This window comes from Vibrio sp. STUT-A16, assembly GCF_026000495.1.
Lineage (GTDB): Bacteria > Pseudomonadota > Gammaproteobacteria > Enterobacterales > Vibrionaceae > Vibrio > Vibrio diabolicus.
Genome location: NZ_AP026765.1, coordinates 2,753,178 through 2,772,040, shown reverse-complemented (window position 1 = coordinate 2,772,040; position 18,863 = coordinate 2,753,178). Strand labels below are relative to the sequence as shown.

Genomic DNA, 18,863 nt, shown 5'->3' with positions numbered 1-18,863 from the left:
GATAATATCCGCGCCGAATTTGAGGTCTAACATTTCTAACTAGAGGTTTTGATGAAAAAGGCAATTGCTAAAATTGGTGCATTGACTGCTGTAGCAGTTTTACTTTCAGGTTGCGTTGGCAGTAATGCCGTGACAGGTTATGTCATGGGGTTTAACTTGAAAGCTGTAGATAACCGTTACGCTCGAGGTGGTCTAAACATGCTTCTAGCACCTGTTTATGGTGTCGCAATCGCAGCGGACTACATCGTGTTTAACTCTCTAGAGTTTTGGACGGGTAAGAACCCTTTAAATGGTAAGCCACATATCTTCGATACAAAGATGGATACTTATATCGATGTCAATCACCAGTTAGATAAATCGTTAACGACGGCGCCAATTGCACCGTTAGCGAATAACCGTGTTATTGAGCAGGGTCGAATGCAGCAAATCGATGAGAATACTGTTCAAATGGATATTACTTACAATAACGGCGAGAAGGCGACACTCATGGGTGTGCGCGATGGTGAGTTTGTCACTTACTACATTGATGGCGAAGTCGTTGCACAAACCTCAATGGATGAGCTAGCTGCTTATACGCAAAATCGCGTGTAATTTGGTCCAGCCAAACAAAAAAGGGTGCCGTAAAGCACCCTTTGTCGTTTTTCGTGGTTGAATTACGCTTTCTCTGGAATTGCCTCTAGAAGCGCTACCATTTGGTCCCAGTACAGCTGAACGGTATCAATCTTCACTTTCTCATCTGGTGAGTGAGGGAATTTAATTGTTGGACCGAAAGACACCATATCCATGTGTGGGTATGGCTCTTTAAACAGGCCACACTCAAGACCAGCATGGATGACCATTATGTTCGGCTTATGACCGTAAATGCCTTCATACATATCACGGAAAATTGCCATGATCTCGGAATCTGCATCTGGCTTCCAGCCAGGGTAAGCACCTGAGAACTGAATTTGTGCGCCTGCTAATTCAGCAATTGAACGTAGCATACTCTCAACTTGGCTGCGGCCAGAGTCAATGAGAGAACGAATCAAGCAAAGCACGGTGACTTTATTTTCTTCTGTGCTGATCACACCAACGTTTAGAGAAGTTTCAACAACACCTTCCACCTCGTCACTCATACGCATTACTCCGTTTGGACAAGCGTTAAGTGCCGCAATGAATCGTTGCTGATCGGCGATTGAAAATACTTGCGCGTCAGTCGTGATCACTTCATTAAAGGTTACGATACCTGTTTCGATTTTACCCAGTTCAGTTTTAAGCAGCTCAGTGTAGTGGTTGAACAGCTCAGCAAGCTTGTCTTGGTTTTCAGCAGGAAGCGCGACAGTGACAAACGCTTCGCGAGGGATTGCATTACGTAAGCTACCACCACGGAATTCTACCAAACGTAAATCAAGCTCTTGCGCATGACCCGCTAGGAAGCGGCCAAGTAATTTATTGGCATTACCACGACCTGTGTGAATGTCACAACCTGAGTGACCACCTTTTAGGCCTTTCAGCGTTAGTTGGCGTGTTACGAAACCGGCAGGTGTTGCTTCTCGAGAAATGCCGAAAGTCATGGTGCCATCAACACCACCGGCGCAACCCATGTAGACTTCGCCTTCTTGTTCAGAGTCTGTGTTGAGAAGGATCTCACCTTCTAACCAACCAGCCTCAAGACCAAATGCGCCAGTCATGCCTGCTTCTTCATCAATCGTAAGCAGAACTTCGATTGGGCCGTGCTTAATGTCTTTAGATGCCAATACAGCAAGGCAAGAAGCCATACCAATCCCGTTATCTGCACCAAGCGTCGTGCCTTTCGCCGTTACCCATTCGCCATCGATGTAAGGTTGGATTGGATCTTTGGTGAAGTCGTGTTCGGTGTCTTCGTTTTTCTGCGGCACCATGTCGATGTGTGCTTGAAGTACAACAGCCTTCTTATTTTCCATTCCAGGTGTCGCGGGCTTTTTGATGAACACGTTACCGGTTGGATCACGGCGAACGTCAAAGCCTTGCTCTGTTGCCCAGTTGATAATGTACTGTGCTAATGCTTCTTCATGCTTAGATGGGTGAGGGATAGAACAAATCTTATCGAAAAACTGCCAAAGTGGAGCAGGTGATAAGGTACTGATCTCAGAATGGAACTCAGACACGGAGGACTCCTTTTGATGTGCTTTGCCAAATATATACCGTAAAAATATTGTCGAGATAGCATTAAATGCTAGACGATTTGGCCTTCAAATTGCCGTTTAGCATACCACCAGATAAGGAGTACGAGTAGTCGCGTGCACAAGGATTTCTCTCAGAACTGTCACAGTTTGTGAACACAATAACAGGCACTATATGTTCTTTATCATACATTCTGAAAGTGGCTTTATTTTTTAATTCACAAAACTGTAATTTAATTACATTTAAACTTTGATGAAGGTCAATTTATACATTTTTTGTGATTTTAATCACTAAAATGCTTGTAATTAAATTTCTTGGTGGTATATTTGTAACCAGCTTCTGAGAGAAGAATGAAATGCTCAAAGGATGAGTCCGTTTTATCGCCTCCAAGGAACCGAGAAATCAACGAATGTTTAATTGATTTAAAAGGTGATAGTTATGAAAGGTTTACCAAGTACAATGTTCTGGAATAGCAAGTCTGTTTACACCGGCAACTTTGTATACCCAACAAGCTTTGGCTACTAAGTGAAGTCAACGCATGTGACTCGAACAGTTTGTTCACCCCTATAAATTGGAATTTTTTTTCAGTGATAGTGCTGACATGATTCACCGCCACCCAAATTGGGTGGCGTTTTTTTATCTCCACTTTCTCTTTCTGACACATTTTCTGCCATCAAGGCTGGATTCTATTCTCCGTTCTTCAGTTTTATCGACTTTCCCGTCAAATCCACCTAGATATGACGCTTAAAACGCCCAGTTTCTATTTGAAAGTTTAGTACATTGTTCAGTTTTTATTCTGTTGTTGGGTTCTGAGCAATAATTATTAATTGTTGTTTTATAAGAATATATTTTCTGTTTTGCTTCTAAGAATTAGCGAATGGGTTTCATATCCAAAGAAAAAAATCGCATTAGAGTGAAGATTCTATCTAGAATTTGCTATTTGATAACTTTATAATTCCCGCCAATCGATTACGCAACCGTTTACTTTTTTACCTTTACAGGATTCGATCATGCTCGAGAGGCTTTTTAAGCTCAGTGACAATGGCACAAATGTGCGCACTGAGATCATTGCAGGTGTTACCACCTTCCTAACCATGGCTTACATTATTTTTGTAAACCCAGCGATCCTGTCGGATACCGGTATGGACCGTGGTGCCATTTTTGTTGCAACTTGTCTTGCGGCCGCTATCGGCTGTTTCATCATGGGATTTGTTGCTAACTACCCAATTGCACAAGCACCAGGAATGGGGCTGAACGCATTTTTCACTTACTCTGTTGTGTTGGGAATGGGCTATACGTGGCAAGTTGCGTTAGCGGCGGTGTTTGTTTCAGGCCTGCTGTTTATTCTTTTGAGTATATTTAAGATCCGTGAGTGGATTATTAACTCGATCCCGCATTCTCTTCGAACTGGTATTTCAGCCGGTATAGGTCTTTTCTTAGCATTTATCGCATTAAAAAATGCAGGCATCGTCGTTGATAACCCTGCGACATTAGTTTCTATGGGAGATATCACATCATTGCCATCTGTATTGGCTGCGATTGGTTTCTTCCTTACTATCGCGCTTGTTCACCGTGGTGTGAAAGGTGCGGTGATGATCGCCATTCTTGGTGTTACAGCGCTTGGCCTTCTATTTGGTGATGTGCAGTGGAGCGGCATTATGTCTACGCCACCAAGCATTGCACCAACTTTCATGCAACTGGATTTCTCTGGCTTGTTTGAAGTTGGCATGATTTCCGTTGTGTTCGCTTTCCTATTTGTCGATTTGTTTGATACCGCAGGTACGCTAGTTGGCGTTTCTCAAAAAGCAGGCCTCACGGATGAGAATGGCAACATCCCGCGTTTAAACAAAGCGTTACTTGCAGACTCAACAGCAACGTCAGTAGGTGCACTACTTGGTACCTCAAACACGACATCTTACATTGAGAGTGTTTCTGGTGTGGCGGCTGGTGGTCGTACTGGTCTAACAGCAGTGGTTGTTGGTGTGCTCTTCCTACTTGCTCTGTTGTTTTCACCACTAGCAGGAATGATCCCAGCTTACGCAACATCGGGTGCTCTGTTCTATGTCGCGATTTTGATGCTGTCTGGGCTGGTAAGCATTGATTGGCGTGACCTAACGGAAGCATCACCAGTTGTTGTGACTTGTTTGGTAATGCCATTAACGTTCTCGATTGCAGAGGGCATTACGTTAGGCTTTATCGCGTACTCGGCGATCAAATTATTCAGCGGCAAGGGCCGTGAAGTGTCGATGAGTGTGTGGGTGATGTCTGCCATCTTCATCGTCAAATACCTCGTCGGTTAATTTCTCGAGCAAAAAGCCAGTGTGGATTTATTCACGCTGGCTTTTTCTTTTTTCACGTTGTTCACTTAAGACGGTTTTTCTGCGGAATAGGCAGAGAATTTTGATATCACCGTTGGTATTAGCGGTGTGTTTCGGTAGAATAATCGTTTGCGCAGCTTGAAATCCTCATCTCCATACGTTTTGGAGAGGTCAGTGAGCATTCCGCTTTTGAGTGAGTTCGCTAGATTTTGAGGATGCATATTTTCAAATTATTAGGTTATTACAATGAGTAAAAAATTCATTATCACTTGGGATGCAATGCAGACTTACTGCCGTGAACTGGCTGAAAAACAAATGCCAGCTGAGCAATGGAAAGGGATTTGGGCGGTAAGCCGCGGTGGTTTGGTTCCTGGCGCTATCTTGGCTCGTGAACTGGGTATTCGTTACGTTGATACAATCTGTATTTCAAGCTACGACCATGATCATCAGCGCGATATGACGGTACTAAAAGCACCTGAAGGCGATGGTGAAGGTTACCTAATCGTTGAAGACCTAGTAGACAGTGGTGATACGGCGCGCAAACTACGTGAGATGTATCCAAAAGCGAAGATGATCGCTGTGTGTGCAAAACCTTCAGGCAAAGCGTTGCTAGATGATTATGTGGTAGATATCGCGCAAGACACTTGGATTGAACAACCTTGGGATATGTCAATCCAGTACGCTGAGCCTGTAAACCGCAAGCAAAAATAAACGCTATTAAAGAATATTGAGAAATGCCCCTGTATAGGGGCATTTTTTTTATTATCATAACAACTCATGCTAATAGCCTAAGGTTCTTCCTATGTCTGAAGACGTCAGTAAAAATCTTTCCGAAACTTTGTTCGTGAAACATAAGCAAGCAAAAGAAACCTCTGCGCTTACCCAGTACATGCCGACCAGTCAAAAAATACTTGATGAGCGAGAGGCGCAGGGTGATCGTGCTTGGTATCGTCATTTGCGCCGCTTGCAATGGGCTTGGCAAGGGTTGTCTCCGATAGAGATGGAAGGTGTGCTTTCTAAAATCGCTTCTTCTTCCCACTCTCGAACCAATGATGATTGGTTAGACACCGTAATGGGATACCACAACGGCAACTGGACATTTGAGTGGATTAAGCTCGGCATGGAGCATCAGAAGCGTTCAAATGAAATGCAAGGTGAGGAGGCCGCCGATGAACTCTTCACTGCTTCTTTGTGTTTTAGTATCGCAGGCTACCCACATCTGAAGAATGATAATTTGGCCTTGCAGGCTCAAGTGCTGGCAAACAAAGCGTACTCTGACGGCGCAGAGAAGACCAAGTACACCATCAAGCAAATTGAAGTGCCTTACCAAAATCGCAAAATCATCGCGAACCTTCATTTGCCAAGAACCGACAAGCAACTGCCTGTGGTGATGGTGAGCGCTGGTCTCGATACGTTACAAACCGACATGTGGCGTTTGTTCCGCAATCATCTTGCACCACGAGATATTGCAATGTTGACGGTCGACATGCCTTCGGTGGGGCACAGTTCTCACTGGCCTTTGACTGAGAACTCAAGCTGTCTGCACCAAGCGGTACTAAATGAGCTGTATTCATTGCCTTGGGTGGATCATCACAAAGTGGGGTTAGTTGGATTTCGTTTTGGTGGTAATGCCATGATCCGACTCTCTTTTGTTGAGCAAGAGAAGATCAAAGCTTGTGTAGCCCTCGGCGCACCCGTACATGATATTTTTACTTCCCCTGAGAAGCTGCAAAAAATGCCGAAGATGTATCTGGATCTGTTGGCTTCTCGCTTAGGGAAAAGCGCGGTTGATATTAATAGCATGGCGGGCCAGATGATGGCCTGGTCATTGAAGGTTCAGGGCTTCTTGAGCAGTAGAAAAACTAAAGTACCTATTTTAGCTTTGAGCCTTGAAGGCGATCCGGTGTCTCCACACAGTGATAACCAACTCGTCGCGCTGTTTAGCCAGTATGGCAGAGCGAAAAAAATCAGTTCCAAAACGATTACAAAAGGATATGAGCAATCCCTCGATTTAGCCATAAAGTGGCTAGAAGATGAATTATTAGGGTGACAATTCTCCTAAATTAGTTAAAAGTGATATATCTGAGCAAAAAATAAGCTCATGATAATTAAAAATAATAATCATTCTTGGGTGTTTACTTTTAACTATGAAAACGGAGATTCATATGTCAGAGACGACTCAGGGCCCGACTCACTTTCGCTTGATGTCAAAGTTGAAGGCGATAGGGCCTTACCTGCGCGAACCACAATCGCAAGAAGGGCGCTATTATTTTGATTGTCTATCTGTTTGTGTAGACGACAAAAAATCGCCTGAGAAGCGTGAATTTTGGGGCTGGTGGATGGATTTAGAATCCATCGAAGGAGGCTTTACTGCCAAATATCATATCGGCAAGTACAACAAAGAAGGGCAATGGGTATCTGAAGCCCTGCCTAAAAAAGCGGTAGAGGAAGTGTATCTGACGCAGAGCACATTCCATCAAAAGCTGGTTGATACTTTAGAAGAACACTTCAAATTAGAAGTCGAATATCACACGGAGTCTTTCGATTTCGCTTAATTTGGTTGTTTTCATTTAATACCAAACAAAAAGGTGCGAAAACGCACCTTTTCTCTTGTTAATTCCCTCTTTGATTGTTAAAACATCCTCTCTTTATTTGTTTTTCACTTCAGAAGACATCATGACAACGAATCAACAAAATGCAGTTGTTTCACAACCACAAACTGTCGTTGTGAAACTGGGTACAAGTGTGCTGACAGGCGGCACTCTGGCACTCGACCGTGCTCACATGGTTGAGTTAGCGCGCCAGTGTGCTGAGCTTAAAAAACAAGGCCATTCAGTGGTAATGGTTTCGTCTGGTGCTATTGCAGCAGGTCGTGAGCACCTTGGTTACCCCGCATTGCCCAACGAGATGGCGAGTAAACAATTACTTGCGGCGGTGGGTCAAAGTCGCTTGATTCAAACATGGGAGTCTTTGTTTGGTATTTACGGCATTAAGATTGGTCAAATGCTACTAACTCGTGCTGATTTAGAAGATCGCGAGCGATTCTTAAACGCACGTGACACCATCAATGCGCTCGTTGCGAACGATATTATTCCTATCGTAAACGAAAATGATGCCGTTGCGACCAGCGAGATTAAAGTGGGCGATAACGACAACCTTTCCGCTTTGGTGGGCATTTTGTGTGGCGCAGATAAGCTCTTGCTTTTAACTGACCAAAAAGGTCTGTTTACTGCTGACCCTCGAAAAGACCCGAACGCAGAGCTGATCAAGGAAGTAAAAACCATCGACGATACGCTGCGTAAAATCGCAGGAGGAAGTGGTACAACATTGGGTACAGGCGGTATGGCAACGAAGCTGCAAGCCGCAGACATCGCTCGCCGCGCTGGTATCGAGGTTATTATTGCTGCCGGTAGTGCACCGAATGTTATCTTTGACTCTTTGAGTGCAGAGCCACAAGGCACGCGCTTCCTACCTTGCGCTGAAGCTTTAGAAAACCGTAAACGCTGGATTCTGGCGGGACCTGCGGCATCGGGCGACATCATTATTGATGATGGTGCGGTAAATGCAGTGGTCGGTAAGGGCAGTAGCTTACTTGCTAAAGGGGTAATCAAAGTAAGTGGTGACTTTGCACGAGGCGAAGTGGCGCGTGTAACAAATTCTCACGGTAAGTTGGTGGCTCGTGGCATCAGCGCCTACTCAAGTGATGACCTAACTAAAATTACTGGTAAGCACAGTAAAGATATCATCTCTATTTTGGGGCATGATTATGGCTCTGAGGTGATTCATCGCGATGATTTGGTCGTCATTCAGGAATAGAATTAGAGGGAAGCAAAGTGGATTTAACGAATATGGGTAAAGCTGCTAAAGATGCAGCTTTCGAATTAGCGACAGCGTCAACTGCGCAAAAGAACCAAGCTTTAGCGATCATCGCTGATGAGCTAGAAGCAAACTCCGCTGCTATTTTGGCGGCAAACGCTAAAGACATCGAACTTGGCCGTGAAGCGGGTTTAACCGATGCGCTGCTTGATCGCCTTTTGCTGAATGAAGAACGATTGACTGCAATTGCGAATGATGTTCGCAACGTCATTAGCTTGAACGATCCTGTGGGCAGCGAAATCGACAGTAAGGTACTGGAAAATGGGATGTCATTGTCTCGCCGCCGCGTACCACTGGGTGTTGTGGGCGTAATTTATGAAGCGCGTCCTAACGTAACTATTGATATTGCGGCGCTGTGCTTGAAAACCGGCAACGCAAGCATTTTGCGTGGCGGCAAAGAGACATTTTTCTCGAATATGGAATTAGTGAAGGTTATTCAGTCTGCGCTAGCAAAGGCGAACCTTCCTGCCGCTTCGGTTCAGTACATTGAAAAGCCAGATCGTGAGTTAGTCTCTCAACTGCTTAAATTGGACGATTACGTCGACATGATCATTCCACGCGGTGGTGCAGGCCTACACAAAATGTGTAAAGAAAACAGCACGATTCCGGTGATTATTGGTGGCTTTGGTATCAGCCATATCTTTGTCGACGAATCCGCTGATCTAGAGAAATCCCTGAATGTGGTTGAGAACTCTAAAGTTCAACGTCCATCTGCGTGTAACTCATTAGATACGCTGCTCGTGCATGAAAAAATTGCAGCGCAATTCCTACCAATGATCGTAGAGCGCATGAACGATAAAGTGACGTTCGTGACAGAGCCAAAAGCAAAAGAACTCATGGAGCAAGCGAAACAAGTTCGCGATGCTATTGAAGGTGACTTTGATACGGAATGGTTGAGCTACACCCTTGGTGTAAAAGTCGTGTCTGATGTGAAAGATGCCATTGATCATATGCGTGTTCATAACGCGAGCCACTCAGATGCGATCATGACCAATAGTTTGGAAAACTCAGAACTGTTCATCAATTCTGTCGGTTCGGCGGCGGTTTATGTGAATGCTTCAACGCGCTTTACAGACGGTGCGCAATTTGGCCTTGGCGCAGAAGTCGCAGTATCCACGCAAAAGCTACATGCCCGTGGTCCAATGGGCTTAGAAGAGCTAACTAGCTACAAGTGGGTTGGTAAAGCGAATTACTTAGCACGCAGTTAACACATTCAACGAGATCTTGAGTGAAAAAGGGGCCTTTGGGCCCCTTTTTGTTTTGTCTAACATACCAATTCCGCTACACTACATGAGCTTTTATTTCGGTTTGAAAGCGTTATACCCAAATAGCTTTAATAGAGTCCGTATAACCATGAACGCGTGGTTAGCCGTGATTGCTCATGAGGTTATTTGGGTATAGATATGGAGGTGATATGCATTGTCCTTTTTGTTCCGAGAACGATACCAAAGTTATTGATTCCCGCTTAGTGGCTGATGGCCATCAAGTTCGACGTCGCCGTCAGTGCTTGGCGTGTAGCGAGCGTTTCACTACGTTTGAAAGCGCAGAGTTAGTGATGCCTAAAGTGATCAAATCGAATGGTAACCGTGAACCATTTGATGAAGATAAAATGGTTGGCGGTATTCAACGCGCTTTAGAGAAACGCCCAGTGAGTGCTGATTCTATAGAGTTAGCGATCAGTATGATCAAATCACAACTGCGTGCGACGGGTGAGCGAGAGGTTCCGAGTGAAATGATTGGTAATTTAGTCATGGACCAACTCAAAGAGCTCGACAAGGTCGCTTATATCCGTTTCGCCTCAGTTTACCGCAGCTTTGAAGACATTCGCGAGTTTGGCGAAGAGATTGCCCGCCTAGAAGACTGAGTAGCTCATGACTCAACACACTCCTGAAAGAGCGTTTTCTGATTTAGATTTCGCCATGATGTCACGAGCTATTAAGTTAGCGAGACGTGGCATTTATACCACCGCACCAAATCCAAATGTGGGGTGCGTCATCGTTCGTGATGAAGAAATTGTTGGTGAGGGCTATCACCATCGCGCTGGTGAGCCGCATGCCGAAGTGCACGCGATGCGCATGGCGGGTGAAAAAGCAGTTGGTGCAACCGCTTATGTGACGCTAGAACCTTGCTCTCATTACGGCCGTACACCGCCATGTGCTGAAGGGCTAATCAAAGCCAAAGTGGCACGTGTGGTTTGCGCAATGGTAGACCCAAACCCTAAAGTTGCGGGGCGGGGCATCCAGATGTTGCGTGATGCTGGAGTTGAAGTACAAATCGGCTTGTTAGAGCGAGATGCCCTTGCCCTTAACCCTGGTTTTATAAAGTACATGCGTACAGGCATGCCGTTTGTTCAATTAAAAATGGCGGCCAGTTTGGATGGGCAAAGCGCACTCAGCAATGGGCAGAGCCAATGGATCACCTCCCCTGCGGCCCGCCAAGATGTGCAGCGTTATCGAGCGATGAGTGGTGGTATTCTCTCTACCAGCAAAACGGTGATTGATGATAATGCGTCACTCAATGTGCGTTGGGATGACTTACCTACCAGTGTTCAAGCGCAGTATTTACGAGAAGAACTTCGTCAACCAGTACGTGTAATCTTAGACCGTCAGAACCATTTAACGGATGCGCTCAAGCTGTTCCACACCGATGGAGAGCGAGTTATTGTTAGCCCTGATGGAGACTGTATCCCTCTATTGGACAGCGCTGACCAAATTGACTTATCAACAACATTAAAGCGTATCTCGGATGAGCACCACATCAATCACTTATGGGTTGAAGCTGGAGCTACGCTAGCGAGTGCGATGATAAAGGCTAATCTTGTAGATGAGCTCATTGTTTACCTTGCGCCAAAACTCATGGGCAGCGATGGTCGGGGGCTTATCGGTGCTTTAGGGTTAAGCGCTATGGCTGACGTCATAGATTTAAACATTACAGACGTTCGTATGGTTGGGGTAGACATTCGCATCACTGCCACCATCAAACGTAAAGAACTTAGATAAGAAATAGTATGTTTACAGGAATAGTAGAAGCAGTTGGCAAGTTAGCTGCGATTACGCCGAAGGGCGAAGACATCACCGTCACAGTTGAAACGGGGACGCTTGATATGTCAGACGTTAAGTTAGGCGATAGCATCGCGACCAATGGTGTTTGCTTAACGGTAGTTGACTTCGGAAGCCATTATTACAGTGCTGATCTGTCATTAGAAACCTTGAAGAAAACTGGGTTTGCTGAATACCAAGTAGGCGATAAGGTGAATCTAGAAAAAGCCATGTTACCAACAACGCGATTGGGTGGACATATCGTTTCAGGCCATGTCGATGGAGTTGGTGAAATTGTCGAACGCAATTCAGTTGGCCGTGCGATAGAGTTTTGGGTTGCAATGCCAGCGGAAATTAGCAAGTACGTCGCAGAGAAAGGCTCGATTACTGTTGATGGTATTAGCCTAACCGTCAACGACTTACGTAAAAATGCTTTTAAGCTGACTATCGTTCCTCATACGAGTGAAGAAACTACGATTGACCAGTTTCAAGTGGGGCGCAAAGTCAACTTAGAAGTTGATGTACTTGCGCGTTATATGGAGCGTTTACTGCAAGGACAGCAAGAAGATAAGGCCGAGTCTCGTATCACGATGGACTTTTTACAGCAAAACGGTTTTGCATAAGTCTTGGGAGTGGCTGCGTGAGGCATGCGATAAAGAGCAGACTCACAGAACACCGCGAGATTCATTGACTTGCTTGGTGCAAAGCTCAAACTATTGACCTAACTAGCATTCACTGCAACATGATTTTTCATTGCTGCCGCAGTAACAAATTTAGAATAACGGGAAAACAGACTATGCCAATCAGTACGCCACAAGAAATTATTGATGATATTCGCGCTGGCAAAATGGTCATCCTAATGGATGATGAAGACCGCGAGAATGAAGGTGACTTGATCATGGCTGCCGAGCATATTACGCCGGAAGCCATCAACTTTATGGCAACCTATGGCCGTGGCCTGATTTGTTTAACCATGACCAAAGATCGTTGCGAAAGTCTAGGTCTGCCACCAATGGTGCAAGACAATAATGCGCAATACACCACCAACTTTACTGTTTCGATTGAGGCGGCAGAAGGGGTAACGACGGGTATTTCAGCCGCGGATCGCGCACGCACGGTTCAAGCGGCAGTCGCGCCAAACGCCAAAGCTGCGGATTTGGTGCAGCCTGGTCACATCTTCCCTCTCGCAGCTCAAGACGGCGGTGTACTGACTCGCGCAGGTCACACTGAAGCTGGCTGTGATTTGGCTCGCCTTGCTGGTTTAGAGCCAGCATCGGTTATTGTTGAGATCTTAAATGACGACGGCACTATGGCTCGTCGCCCTGATCTAGAGATCTTCGCAGAGAAGCACGGTATTAAATTGGGCACTATTGCCGACCTAATTGAGTACCGCAATAACACTGAGACAACGATTGAACGTGTGGCAGAGTGCAAGTTACCGACAGAGTTTGGCGAGTTCACGTTAGTCACGTACAAGGACACCATTGATAACCAAGTGCATTACGCAATGTGCAAGGGCGATTTGAAAGAAAAAGCGCCATTGGTTCGCGTTCACCTCCAAGATGTCTTTACTGATTTATTACGTAGCGATCGCAACGCAGAGCGCAGTTGGACATTAGACAAGGCAATGAAACGCATTGGTGAAGAAGGTGGTGTGCTGGTTGTTCTTGGCCATGAAGAGTCGACCGAGCTACTTATTCATCGTGTGAAGATGTTTGAAGCGCAAGACAAAGGTGAAGCACCAACGCTTGCTAAGAAACAGGGCACGTCTCGCCGTGTTGGTGTGGGCTCACAGATTCTTGCGGATCTCGGTGTACATGATATGCGCCTTCTGTCATCGACCAACAAAAAGTACCACGCATTAGGTGGTTTTGGTCTGAACGTGGTTGAGTACGTCTGCGAGTAACAACCGAACAATAAGTTCCTAGTCTTTTACGCACTCAACTCGTCAATGGCTAGGAACCGGTGATTTGCCTCCAATTTCCATTAGATATTGCTCACAAATTTGTGCTAGAATCCGGCGATTCTCACTTGATGAACATATTTCACTTATAAATAGAGTTAAAGGAAAGCTTATGAAAGTGATCGAGGGTGGCTTCCCAGCGCCAAATGCAAAAATTGCTATCGTTATTTCTCGTTTCAACAGTTTTATTAACGAAAGCCTACTTTCTGGTGCGATCGATACACTAAAGCGTCACGGACAAGTAAGCGAAGACAACATCACGGTTGTGCGTTGTCCAGGTGCCGTAGAACTACCTCTAGTAGCTCAGCGTGTTGCTAAAACTGGCAAATTCGACGCTATTGTTTCTCTAGGGTCTGTTATTCGCGGTGGAACGCCTCACTTTGACTATGTTTGTAGTGAAATGAACAAAGGTCTAGCACAAGTGTCTATGGAATTCAGCATTCCAGTAGCATTTGGTGTTTTGACTGTTGATACGATCGATCAAGCGATTGAACGCGCAGGAACCAAGGCTGGTAATAAAGGTGCAGAGGCTGCACTAAGCGCACTTGAAATGATTAATGTACTATCTGAAATTGATTCCTAATGGGGGCCAGTGTGAAACCAGCCGCACGTCGTAACGCACGTCAATTCGCTCTACAGGCGATCTACTCATGGCAAATTACTAAAGAGAATGTTGCCAAGATTGAAGAACAGTTTTTGTCTGGCGACAAATACGATGAAGAAGAACTTCATGCATCTGAGCCAGCGCTTGCTGCTCCAGAAACAGACGTAGCTTACTTCCGTGAACTACTAAGCGGTGTTGTACTTAGCCACGCTGAGCTAGATAGCAAAATTCGTCCATACATCTCTCGTCCTATGCAGGATTTAGATATGATGGAACTTGCTCTTCTTCGCCTTGCTATGTACGAGATGACTCGTCGCGAAGATGTTCCTTACAAAGTTGTTATCAATGAAGCGATTGAACTTGCAAAAGTCTTCGCAGCAGAAGATAGCCACAAGTTTGTGAACGGTGTACTTGATAAAGCAGCACCTCACATTCGTAAGAAATAACGATTTCTTCAATGAAAAGGTCAGCACATGCTGACCTTTTTTGTATCAAAAGCTTTTACATCAAAAAGTAAGTGAATTATGTCTGGTGAATTTAATCTGATAGACAAATACTTCGTCGGGCGTCAGAACCAACGTAAAGATGTCCACCTAGCGGCTGGTGATGATTGCGCACTCGTCAAAGCGCCGGCTAATGTTCAGATTGCGATTAGCACGGATACATTGGTGGCTGGAACGCATTTCTTATCCGACGCAAATCCGGCGTGGGTGGCGCACAAAGCATTGGCTTCTAACATCAGTGATTTGGCAGCGATGGGAGCAACGCCTGCGTGGGTGAGCTTTGCATTAACGATGCCCGAGCCAGATGAAGAATGGCTTGCACCTTTCTGTGATGCATTTTTCGAATTGGCTGATTACTATGGTATTCAGTTAATTGGCGGTGACACCACAAAAGGCCCATTGTGTCTGACTCTGACGGTGCAAGGTTTTGTTCCTGAAGGTAAAGCTCTCACACGTTCCGGAGCAAAGCCAGGGGACTGGGTGTATGTAACGGGGAACCTTGGCGATGCAAAAGCTGGCTTGGATGTGATTCTAGATGGCTCTCTACGTAGCAGAGCTGGCGCGGAAGTACTAGAGCGAGCTCATTACCTTAGTTCTCCGCGTGTGCTTGCTGGACAGGCTCTTGTTGGCTTAGCCTCGTCGGCGATAGATATTTCAGATGGTTTAATCTCTGATATTAAGCACATTTTACAGCGATCTCAGGTTGGGGTGAGTATTGATGTCTCTCAGCTACCGATCTCTTCAGAATTAGTCCAGTTTTTAGATGATAAGATCAGCGCGCAGCAGTATGCTTTAGCAAGTGGCGAAGAATACGAGTTGTGTTTTACCGTGCCGGAGCAAAATCGAGGCTCGTTACAAAGCGCTTTATCTCATACTGGCTGTAAGGTCACATGTATTGGTCAAATCCGACCAAATGGAACCTTCGAGCTGCATGATAACAATCAACCACTTGATTGGGACTTAAGTGGCTTCGACCACTTTAAATGATCTGAGCTAAGCTCTAGCCAAGAGCCTGTTACTATTGAGCAGCTCACAGGCATGACGATTGAAACCAAACTAGCAGTATAGGTTTAAGGATATGACCAACCCTCTTTCTCTGATTTCATTAAAGAACCCGTGGCATCTATTGGCGACGGGTTTTGGCAGTGGATTATCCCCGTTTATTCCAGGAACAATGGGGACACTGGCGGCCGTGCCCTTCTTTTTGTTGTTGGCGCAATTGCCATTTACGGCGTATGTCATTGTTGTTCTGATTTCGTGTGTGATCGGCATTCAAATCTGCCAAGTGACGTCTGCAGACATGAAAGTACATGATCATGGTTCAATCGTATGGGATGAATTTGCGGGTTTTTGGATTACGATGGGTATCGTCCCTGCGTTAAATATTCCGTTGACCGAGTGGAAGTGGTTGATCACTGGCTTCATCTTGTTCCGTTTTTTCGACATGGTAAAACCGTGGCCAATTGGGTGGCTAGATAAGCGAGTTCACGGTGGGCTGGGTATTATGGTTGATGATATCGTGGCGGGAATTATGGCCGGTGTTGCCCTGTTTCTAGTCGCAAAATACGCAGGCTGGATGAATTAAACGTTGGACATAAAAAAGGGATGCCATGAGCATCCCTTTTTACATTCTATTTTGCTAAATAATCCAAGATGGATTTTTCAATCCCTTTTGCATCGAGACCAAGCTCTTCATGCAGTTCATCTTGTGTTCCTTGATGAATAAACTCATCGGGTAAGCCCAGGTTTAAGACTGGCTTAATGATTTTATCTTTCATCATGAACTCAACGACACCTGCACCTGCACCACCTGCGATAACATTTTCTTCTAACGTCACGAGCACGTCATGATCTGCGGCTAATTGACGAATTAATGCTTCATCGAGCGGCTTCACAAAGCGCATATCTGCCACGGTTGCGTTGAGATATTCTGCCGCTTCTAGCGCATTACCCAAGAAAGTACCAAAGTTCAGAATGGCAACTTTTTCACCTTGGCGAACCATGCGTCCTTTACCGATTTCTAACGCCGTAAACTCTGTTTCGATTTCTACGCCCATCCCGCTACCGCGAGGGTATCGAACCGCACTAGGGCCAGTATGTTTATGGCCAGTGTAAAGCATTTGTCGACATTCGTTTTCGTCACTTGGCGCCATGATCACCATGTTCGGAATACAGCGCATAAAGCTTAGATCGAATGCGCCTTGGTGAGTTTGGCCGTCTGCACCAACGAGACCTGCACGATCGATAGCGAACATTACTGGTAAATCCATGATCGCGATATCGTGGATCAGTTGGTCATAACCACGTTGCAAGAAAGTCGAATAGATAGCTACGATTGGATGATCGCCCGCAATTGCCATGCCTGTTGCAAGTGTCACAGCGTGTTGCTCAGCAATCGCCACGTCAAAGTATTGGTCTGGATATTCTTTTGAGAAACGTACCATACCCGAGCCTTCGCGCATTGCTGGCGTAATTGCCATTAGCTTAGGATCTTGGGCCGCCATGTCACATAAAAAGTCACCAAAGATCTTTGAGTAAGTTGGCTTACCGCCACTGCTTTTCGGTAGACAGTTATGCGTTGGATCGAATTTAGGAACACCATGGTAGCCGATAGGATCTTTCTCGGCAGGCTCATAACCTTTGCCTTTCTTGGTCATGATGTGTAGGAACTGAGGACCTTTGAGCTCACGCATGTTTTTTAGCGTTTTGACGAGTTCATTGACGTCGTGCCCATCAATCGGGCCAATGTAATTAAAGCCGAACTCTTCGAACAGAGTACCAGGCACTACCATGCCTTTGAGGTGTTCTTCCGTACGGCGAACCAACTCTTTAATAGGTGGAACACCAGACAGCACTTTCTTACCGCCTTCACGGATAGAAGTGTACAAGCTGCCAGAAAGTACCTTAGCAAGGTGGTTATTCAGCGCGCCTACGTTTTCTGAAATCGACATTTCGTTGTCGTTCAAAATCACCAACATATCAGGATGAACGTCGCCAGCGTGGTTCATAGCTTCGAATGCCATGCCTGCTGTAATTGCGCCATCACCAATCACACTGACGATTTTGCGACCTTTACCTTCTTTTTGTGCGCTGATGGCCATGCCAAGACCTGCACTAATCGATGTCGAAGAGTGGCCGACAGATAAGGTGTCATATTCACTTTCTTCACGCCAAGGGAAAGGGTGTAGACCATCCTTTTGGCGAATTGTTGGCATTTTATCGCGACGTCCGGTGAGGATTTTATGCGGATAAGCCTGATGACCAACATCCCAGATCAATTTGTCGATAGGGGTGTTGTAAACATAATGCAGAGCGACAGTTAGCTCCACGGTGCCTAAGCCAGACGCTAAGTGTCCGCTAGATTGGCTCACTGAATTTAGCAGATACGTTCGCAGTTCATCACACAGATTTGGTAATGTTTCTTTCGGAAGAAGACGTAATTCTTCCGGTGTATTTGCTAACGCCAGTGTTGGGTATTTTGAAATATCAAGAGTCATATAAATGCGCGCTTATAGTGTTAATTTTTGCGCTCGATGACATATCGGGCGAACTCTTCGAGTAACTGAGTATTGTATGGGATAGCTTCCAATGCTTGAAGTGCTTCCTGTAACAGAGTGTGAGCTTTCTCTATGGCTCCCTCTAAACCCAGCAGGGAAGGATAAGTGCTCTTATTCAGACCTTGGTCGGAACCTTGAGGCTTACCCAGTGTTTCTGTGTCACTGATGATATCAAGAATATCGTCTTGAACCTGAAACGCCAAACCAATTGCTTTTGAGTAGCGCTCCAAGTGAGGTAAAACCTCGATACCTTTCTCACCAGCAGCTAATGCACCTAATTTTACCGCACAATCAATCAGAGCTCCGGTTTTTTTACGGTGTATCTCTTCCATTTCTTCAAGAGAAACTTGGCGATTTTCCGCGCCTAAATCTAAGGCTTGCCCAACACACATGCCGTTGGCGCCAGAAGAATGCGCCAACGCTTTGATCATGTTGATGCGTTGAGTCTCGGCTGCCGGGTTTAATTGACCATCGGCAATAATGGTGAAGGCGAGAGTTTGTAGTGCATCACCTGTCAGTATTGCGGTTGCTTCATCAAACTTAATGTGACAAGTTGGTTGACCTCGACGAAGTTCATCATCGTCCATGGCTGGCAGATCATCATGAATGAGTGAGTAGGCATGTATACATTCGATAGCAGCGGCAGGAGTGTCTAAGTCTTCTGGTTTACAGCCGAGCATTTGACCTGTGATGTAAACAAGAAAAGGGCGAACGCGTTTTCCACCTAGCAAAAGGCCGTATTTCATTGCCTGAATCAATGGCTGCTCTTGATATGGAAGCTGATCGAGCCACAAGTTCAATTGCTGATTGTTTCTTTGTTGAAAAGACGTCAATGTCTGTTGCATCACATTGCTCACTACTG

General features: G+C 45.5%; 18 protein-coding genes. 15 read left to right on the top strand and 3 right to left on the bottom strand.

Translation table 11 applies throughout. The annotated features are described in order from the left end of the window. Positions 1 to 51 precede the first annotated feature (51 nt). The gene (locus tag OO778_RS13220) at positions 52 to 591 is read left to right on the top strand and encodes a DUF3332 domain-containing protein (protein WP_225461963.1); all 540 of its coding nucleotides are present in this window, start codon (positions 52 to 54) and stop codon (positions 589 to 591) included. A 62-nt stretch (positions 592 to 653) separates the two neighbouring features. On the opposite strand, the gene OO778_RS13215 is transcribed toward OO778_RS13220, so the two are convergent. Then, complete coding sequence (locus OO778_RS13215) at positions 654 to 2,126, bottom strand: aminoacyl-histidine dipeptidase (RefSeq protein ID WP_225461964.1); 1,473 nt, start codon at positions 2,124 to 2,126, stop codon at positions 654 to 656. A 1,026-nt stretch (positions 2,127 to 3,152) separates the two neighbouring features. On the opposite strand from OO778_RS13215, the gene OO778_RS13210 reads away from it, so the two are divergent. The 14 genes from OO778_RS13210 to pgpA all read left to right on the top strand — a co-directional run bounded on the left by OO778_RS13210 (position 3,153) and on the right by pgpA (position 16,029). Next, a complete protein-coding gene (locus tag OO778_RS13210) occupies positions 3,153 to 4,442 on the top strand; it encodes an NCS2 family permease (protein ID WP_006741838.1) in 1,290 nt (429 codons plus the stop codon). A gap of 264 nt (positions 4,443 to 4,706) precedes the next feature. After that, the gene (gene tet(34), locus OO778_RS13205) at positions 4,707 to 5,171 is read left to right on the top strand and encodes an oxytetracycline resistance phosphoribosyltransferase domain-containing protein Tet(34) (RefSeq protein ID WP_005391418.1); all 465 of its coding nucleotides are present in this window, start codon (positions 4,707 to 4,709) and stop codon (positions 5,169 to 5,171) included. Between the two features lie 91 nt (positions 5,172 to 5,262). After that, complete coding sequence (gene frsA, locus OO778_RS13200) at positions 5,263 to 6,510, top strand: esterase FrsA (protein WP_005391416.1); 1,248 nt, start codon at positions 5,263 to 5,265, stop codon at positions 6,508 to 6,510. Between the two features lie 115 nt (positions 6,511 to 6,625). Further along, positions 6,626 to 7,015: a sigma factor-binding protein Crl gene (gene crl / locus OO778_RS13195; protein WP_005391414.1), complete on the top strand. Its 390-nt coding sequence runs from the start codon at positions 6,626 to 6,628 to the stop codon at positions 7,013 to 7,015. 121 nt (positions 7,016 to 7,136) lie between these two features. Beyond that, the gene (proB, locus tag OO778_RS13190; RefSeq protein ID WP_005391413.1) at positions 7,137 to 8,276 is read left to right on the top strand and encodes a glutamate 5-kinase; all 1,140 of its coding nucleotides are present in this window, start codon (positions 7,137 to 7,139) and stop codon (positions 8,274 to 8,276) included. 17 nt (positions 8,277 to 8,293) lie between these two features. After that, positions 8,294 to 9,544, top strand: coding sequence for a glutamate-5-semialdehyde dehydrogenase (locus OO778_RS13185; RefSeq protein ID WP_074190968.1), 1,251 nt, complete (start codon positions 8,294 to 8,296; stop codon positions 9,542 to 9,544). A 206-nt stretch (positions 9,545 to 9,750) separates the two neighbouring features. Next, entirely contained in the window at positions 9,751 to 10,200 is a 450-nt protein-coding gene (gene nrdR / locus OO778_RS13180; RefSeq protein ID WP_005381578.1) for a transcriptional regulator NrdR, read from the top strand. Positions 10,201 to 10,207: 7 nt separating this feature from the next. After that, positions 10,208 to 11,335: a bifunctional diaminohydroxyphosphoribosylaminopyrimidine deaminase/5-amino-6-(5-phosphoribosylamino)uracil reductase RibD gene (gene ribD / locus OO778_RS13175; RefSeq protein WP_074190969.1), complete on the top strand. Its 1,128-nt coding sequence runs from the start codon at positions 10,208 to 10,210 to the stop codon at positions 11,333 to 11,335. Positions 11,336 to 11,343: 8 nt separating this feature from the next. After that, positions 11,344 to 11,997, top strand: coding sequence for a riboflavin synthase (locus tag OO778_RS13170; protein ID WP_005381574.1), 654 nt, complete (start codon positions 11,344 to 11,346; stop codon positions 11,995 to 11,997). A 173-nt stretch (positions 11,998 to 12,170) separates the two neighbouring features. After that, positions 12,171 to 13,280: a bifunctional 3,4-dihydroxy-2-butanone-4-phosphate synthase/GTP cyclohydrolase II gene (gene ribBA / locus OO778_RS13165; protein ID WP_074190970.1), complete on the top strand. Its 1,110-nt coding sequence runs from the start codon at positions 12,171 to 12,173 to the stop codon at positions 13,278 to 13,280. Between the two features lie 169 nt (positions 13,281 to 13,449). Further along, a complete protein-coding gene (gene ribE / locus OO778_RS13160) occupies positions 13,450 to 13,920 on the top strand; it encodes a 6,7-dimethyl-8-ribityllumazine synthase (RefSeq protein ID WP_005381572.1) in 471 nt (156 codons plus the stop codon). Beyond that, on the top strand, positions 13,920 to 14,387 hold the full coding sequence (gene nusB, locus OO778_RS13155) for a transcription antitermination factor NusB (RefSeq protein ID WP_005381571.1): 468 nt from the start codon (positions 13,920 to 13,922) through the stop codon (positions 14,385 to 14,387). The genes ribE and nusB overlap by 1 nt, the downstream gene beginning before the upstream one ends. A 78-nt stretch (positions 14,388 to 14,465) precedes the next feature. Continuing rightward, a complete protein-coding gene (gene thiL, locus OO778_RS13150) occupies positions 14,466 to 15,431 on the top strand; it encodes a thiamine-phosphate kinase (protein ID WP_074190971.1) in 966 nt (321 codons plus the stop codon). A gap of 91 nt (positions 15,432 to 15,522) precedes the next feature. Further along, positions 15,523 to 16,029: a phosphatidylglycerophosphatase A gene (gene pgpA / locus OO778_RS13145; RefSeq protein ID WP_074190972.1), complete on the top strand. Its 507-nt coding sequence runs from the start codon at positions 15,523 to 15,525 to the stop codon at positions 16,027 to 16,029. 46 nt (positions 16,030 to 16,075) lie between these two features. Here pgpA and dxs read toward each other — a convergent pair whose 3' ends face one another. Next, on the bottom strand, positions 16,076 to 17,941 hold the full coding sequence (gene dxs / locus OO778_RS13140) for a 1-deoxy-D-xylulose-5-phosphate synthase (protein ID WP_047010153.1): 1,866 nt from the start codon (positions 17,939 to 17,941) through the stop codon (positions 16,076 to 16,078). A gap of 20 nt (positions 17,942 to 17,961) precedes the next feature. Next, entirely contained in the window at positions 17,962 to 18,846 is an 885-nt protein-coding gene (gene ispA, locus OO778_RS13135) for a (2E,6E)-farnesyl diphosphate synthase (RefSeq protein WP_005391389.1), read from the bottom strand. Positions 18,847 to 18,863: the final 17 nt, after the last annotated feature.

Excerpts from the sequence above, each read along its gene's own strand:
- pgpA (WP_074190972.1), top strand. The coding sequence starts at position 15,523 with ATGACCAACCCTCTTTCTCTGATTTCATTAAAGAACCCGTGGCATCTA.
- ispA (WP_005391389.1), bottom strand. The coding sequence starts at position 18,846 with ATGCAACAGACATTGACGTCTTTTCAACAAAGAAACAATCAGCAATTG.
- frsA (WP_005391416.1), top strand. The coding sequence starts at position 5,263 with ATGTCTGAAGACGTCAGTAAAAATCTTTCCGAAACTTTGTTCGTGAAA.
- ribBA (WP_074190970.1), top strand. The coding sequence starts at position 12,171 with ATGCCAATCAGTACGCCACAAGAAATTATTGATGATATTCGCGCTGGC.
- ribE (WP_005381572.1), top strand. The coding sequence starts at position 13,450 with ATGAAAGTGATCGAGGGTGGCTTCCCAGCGCCAAATGCAAAAATTGCT.
- thiL (WP_074190971.1), top strand. The coding sequence starts at position 14,466 with ATGTCTGGTGAATTTAATCTGATAGACAAATACTTCGTCGGGCGTCAG.
- crl (WP_005391414.1), top strand. The coding sequence starts at position 6,626 with ATGTCAGAGACGACTCAGGGCCCGACTCACTTTCGCTTGATGTCAAAG.
- ribD (WP_074190969.1), top strand. The coding sequence starts at position 10,208 with ATGACTCAACACACTCCTGAAAGAGCGTTTTCTGATTTAGATTTCGCC.
- nusB (WP_005381571.1), top strand. The coding sequence starts at position 13,920 with ATGGGGGCCAGTGTGAAACCAGCCGCACGTCGTAACGCACGTCAATTC.
- nrdR (WP_005381578.1), top strand. The coding sequence starts at position 9,751 with ATGCATTGTCCTTTTTGTTCCGAGAACGATACCAAAGTTATTGATTCC.
- OO778_RS13220 (WP_225461963.1), top strand. The coding sequence starts at position 52 with ATGAAAAAGGCAATTGCTAAAATTGGTGCATTGACTGCTGTAGCAGTT.
- proB (WP_005391413.1), top strand. The coding sequence starts at position 7,137 with ATGACAACGAATCAACAAAATGCAGTTGTTTCACAACCACAAACTGTC.
- dxs (WP_047010153.1), bottom strand. The coding sequence starts at position 17,941 with ATGACTCTTGATATTTCAAAATACCCAACACTGGCGTTAGCAAATACA.
- OO778_RS13210 (WP_006741838.1), top strand. The coding sequence starts at position 3,153 with ATGCTCGAGAGGCTTTTTAAGCTCAGTGACAATGGCACAAATGTGCGC.
- OO778_RS13170 (WP_005381574.1), top strand. The coding sequence starts at position 11,344 with ATGTTTACAGGAATAGTAGAAGCAGTTGGCAAGTTAGCTGCGATTACG.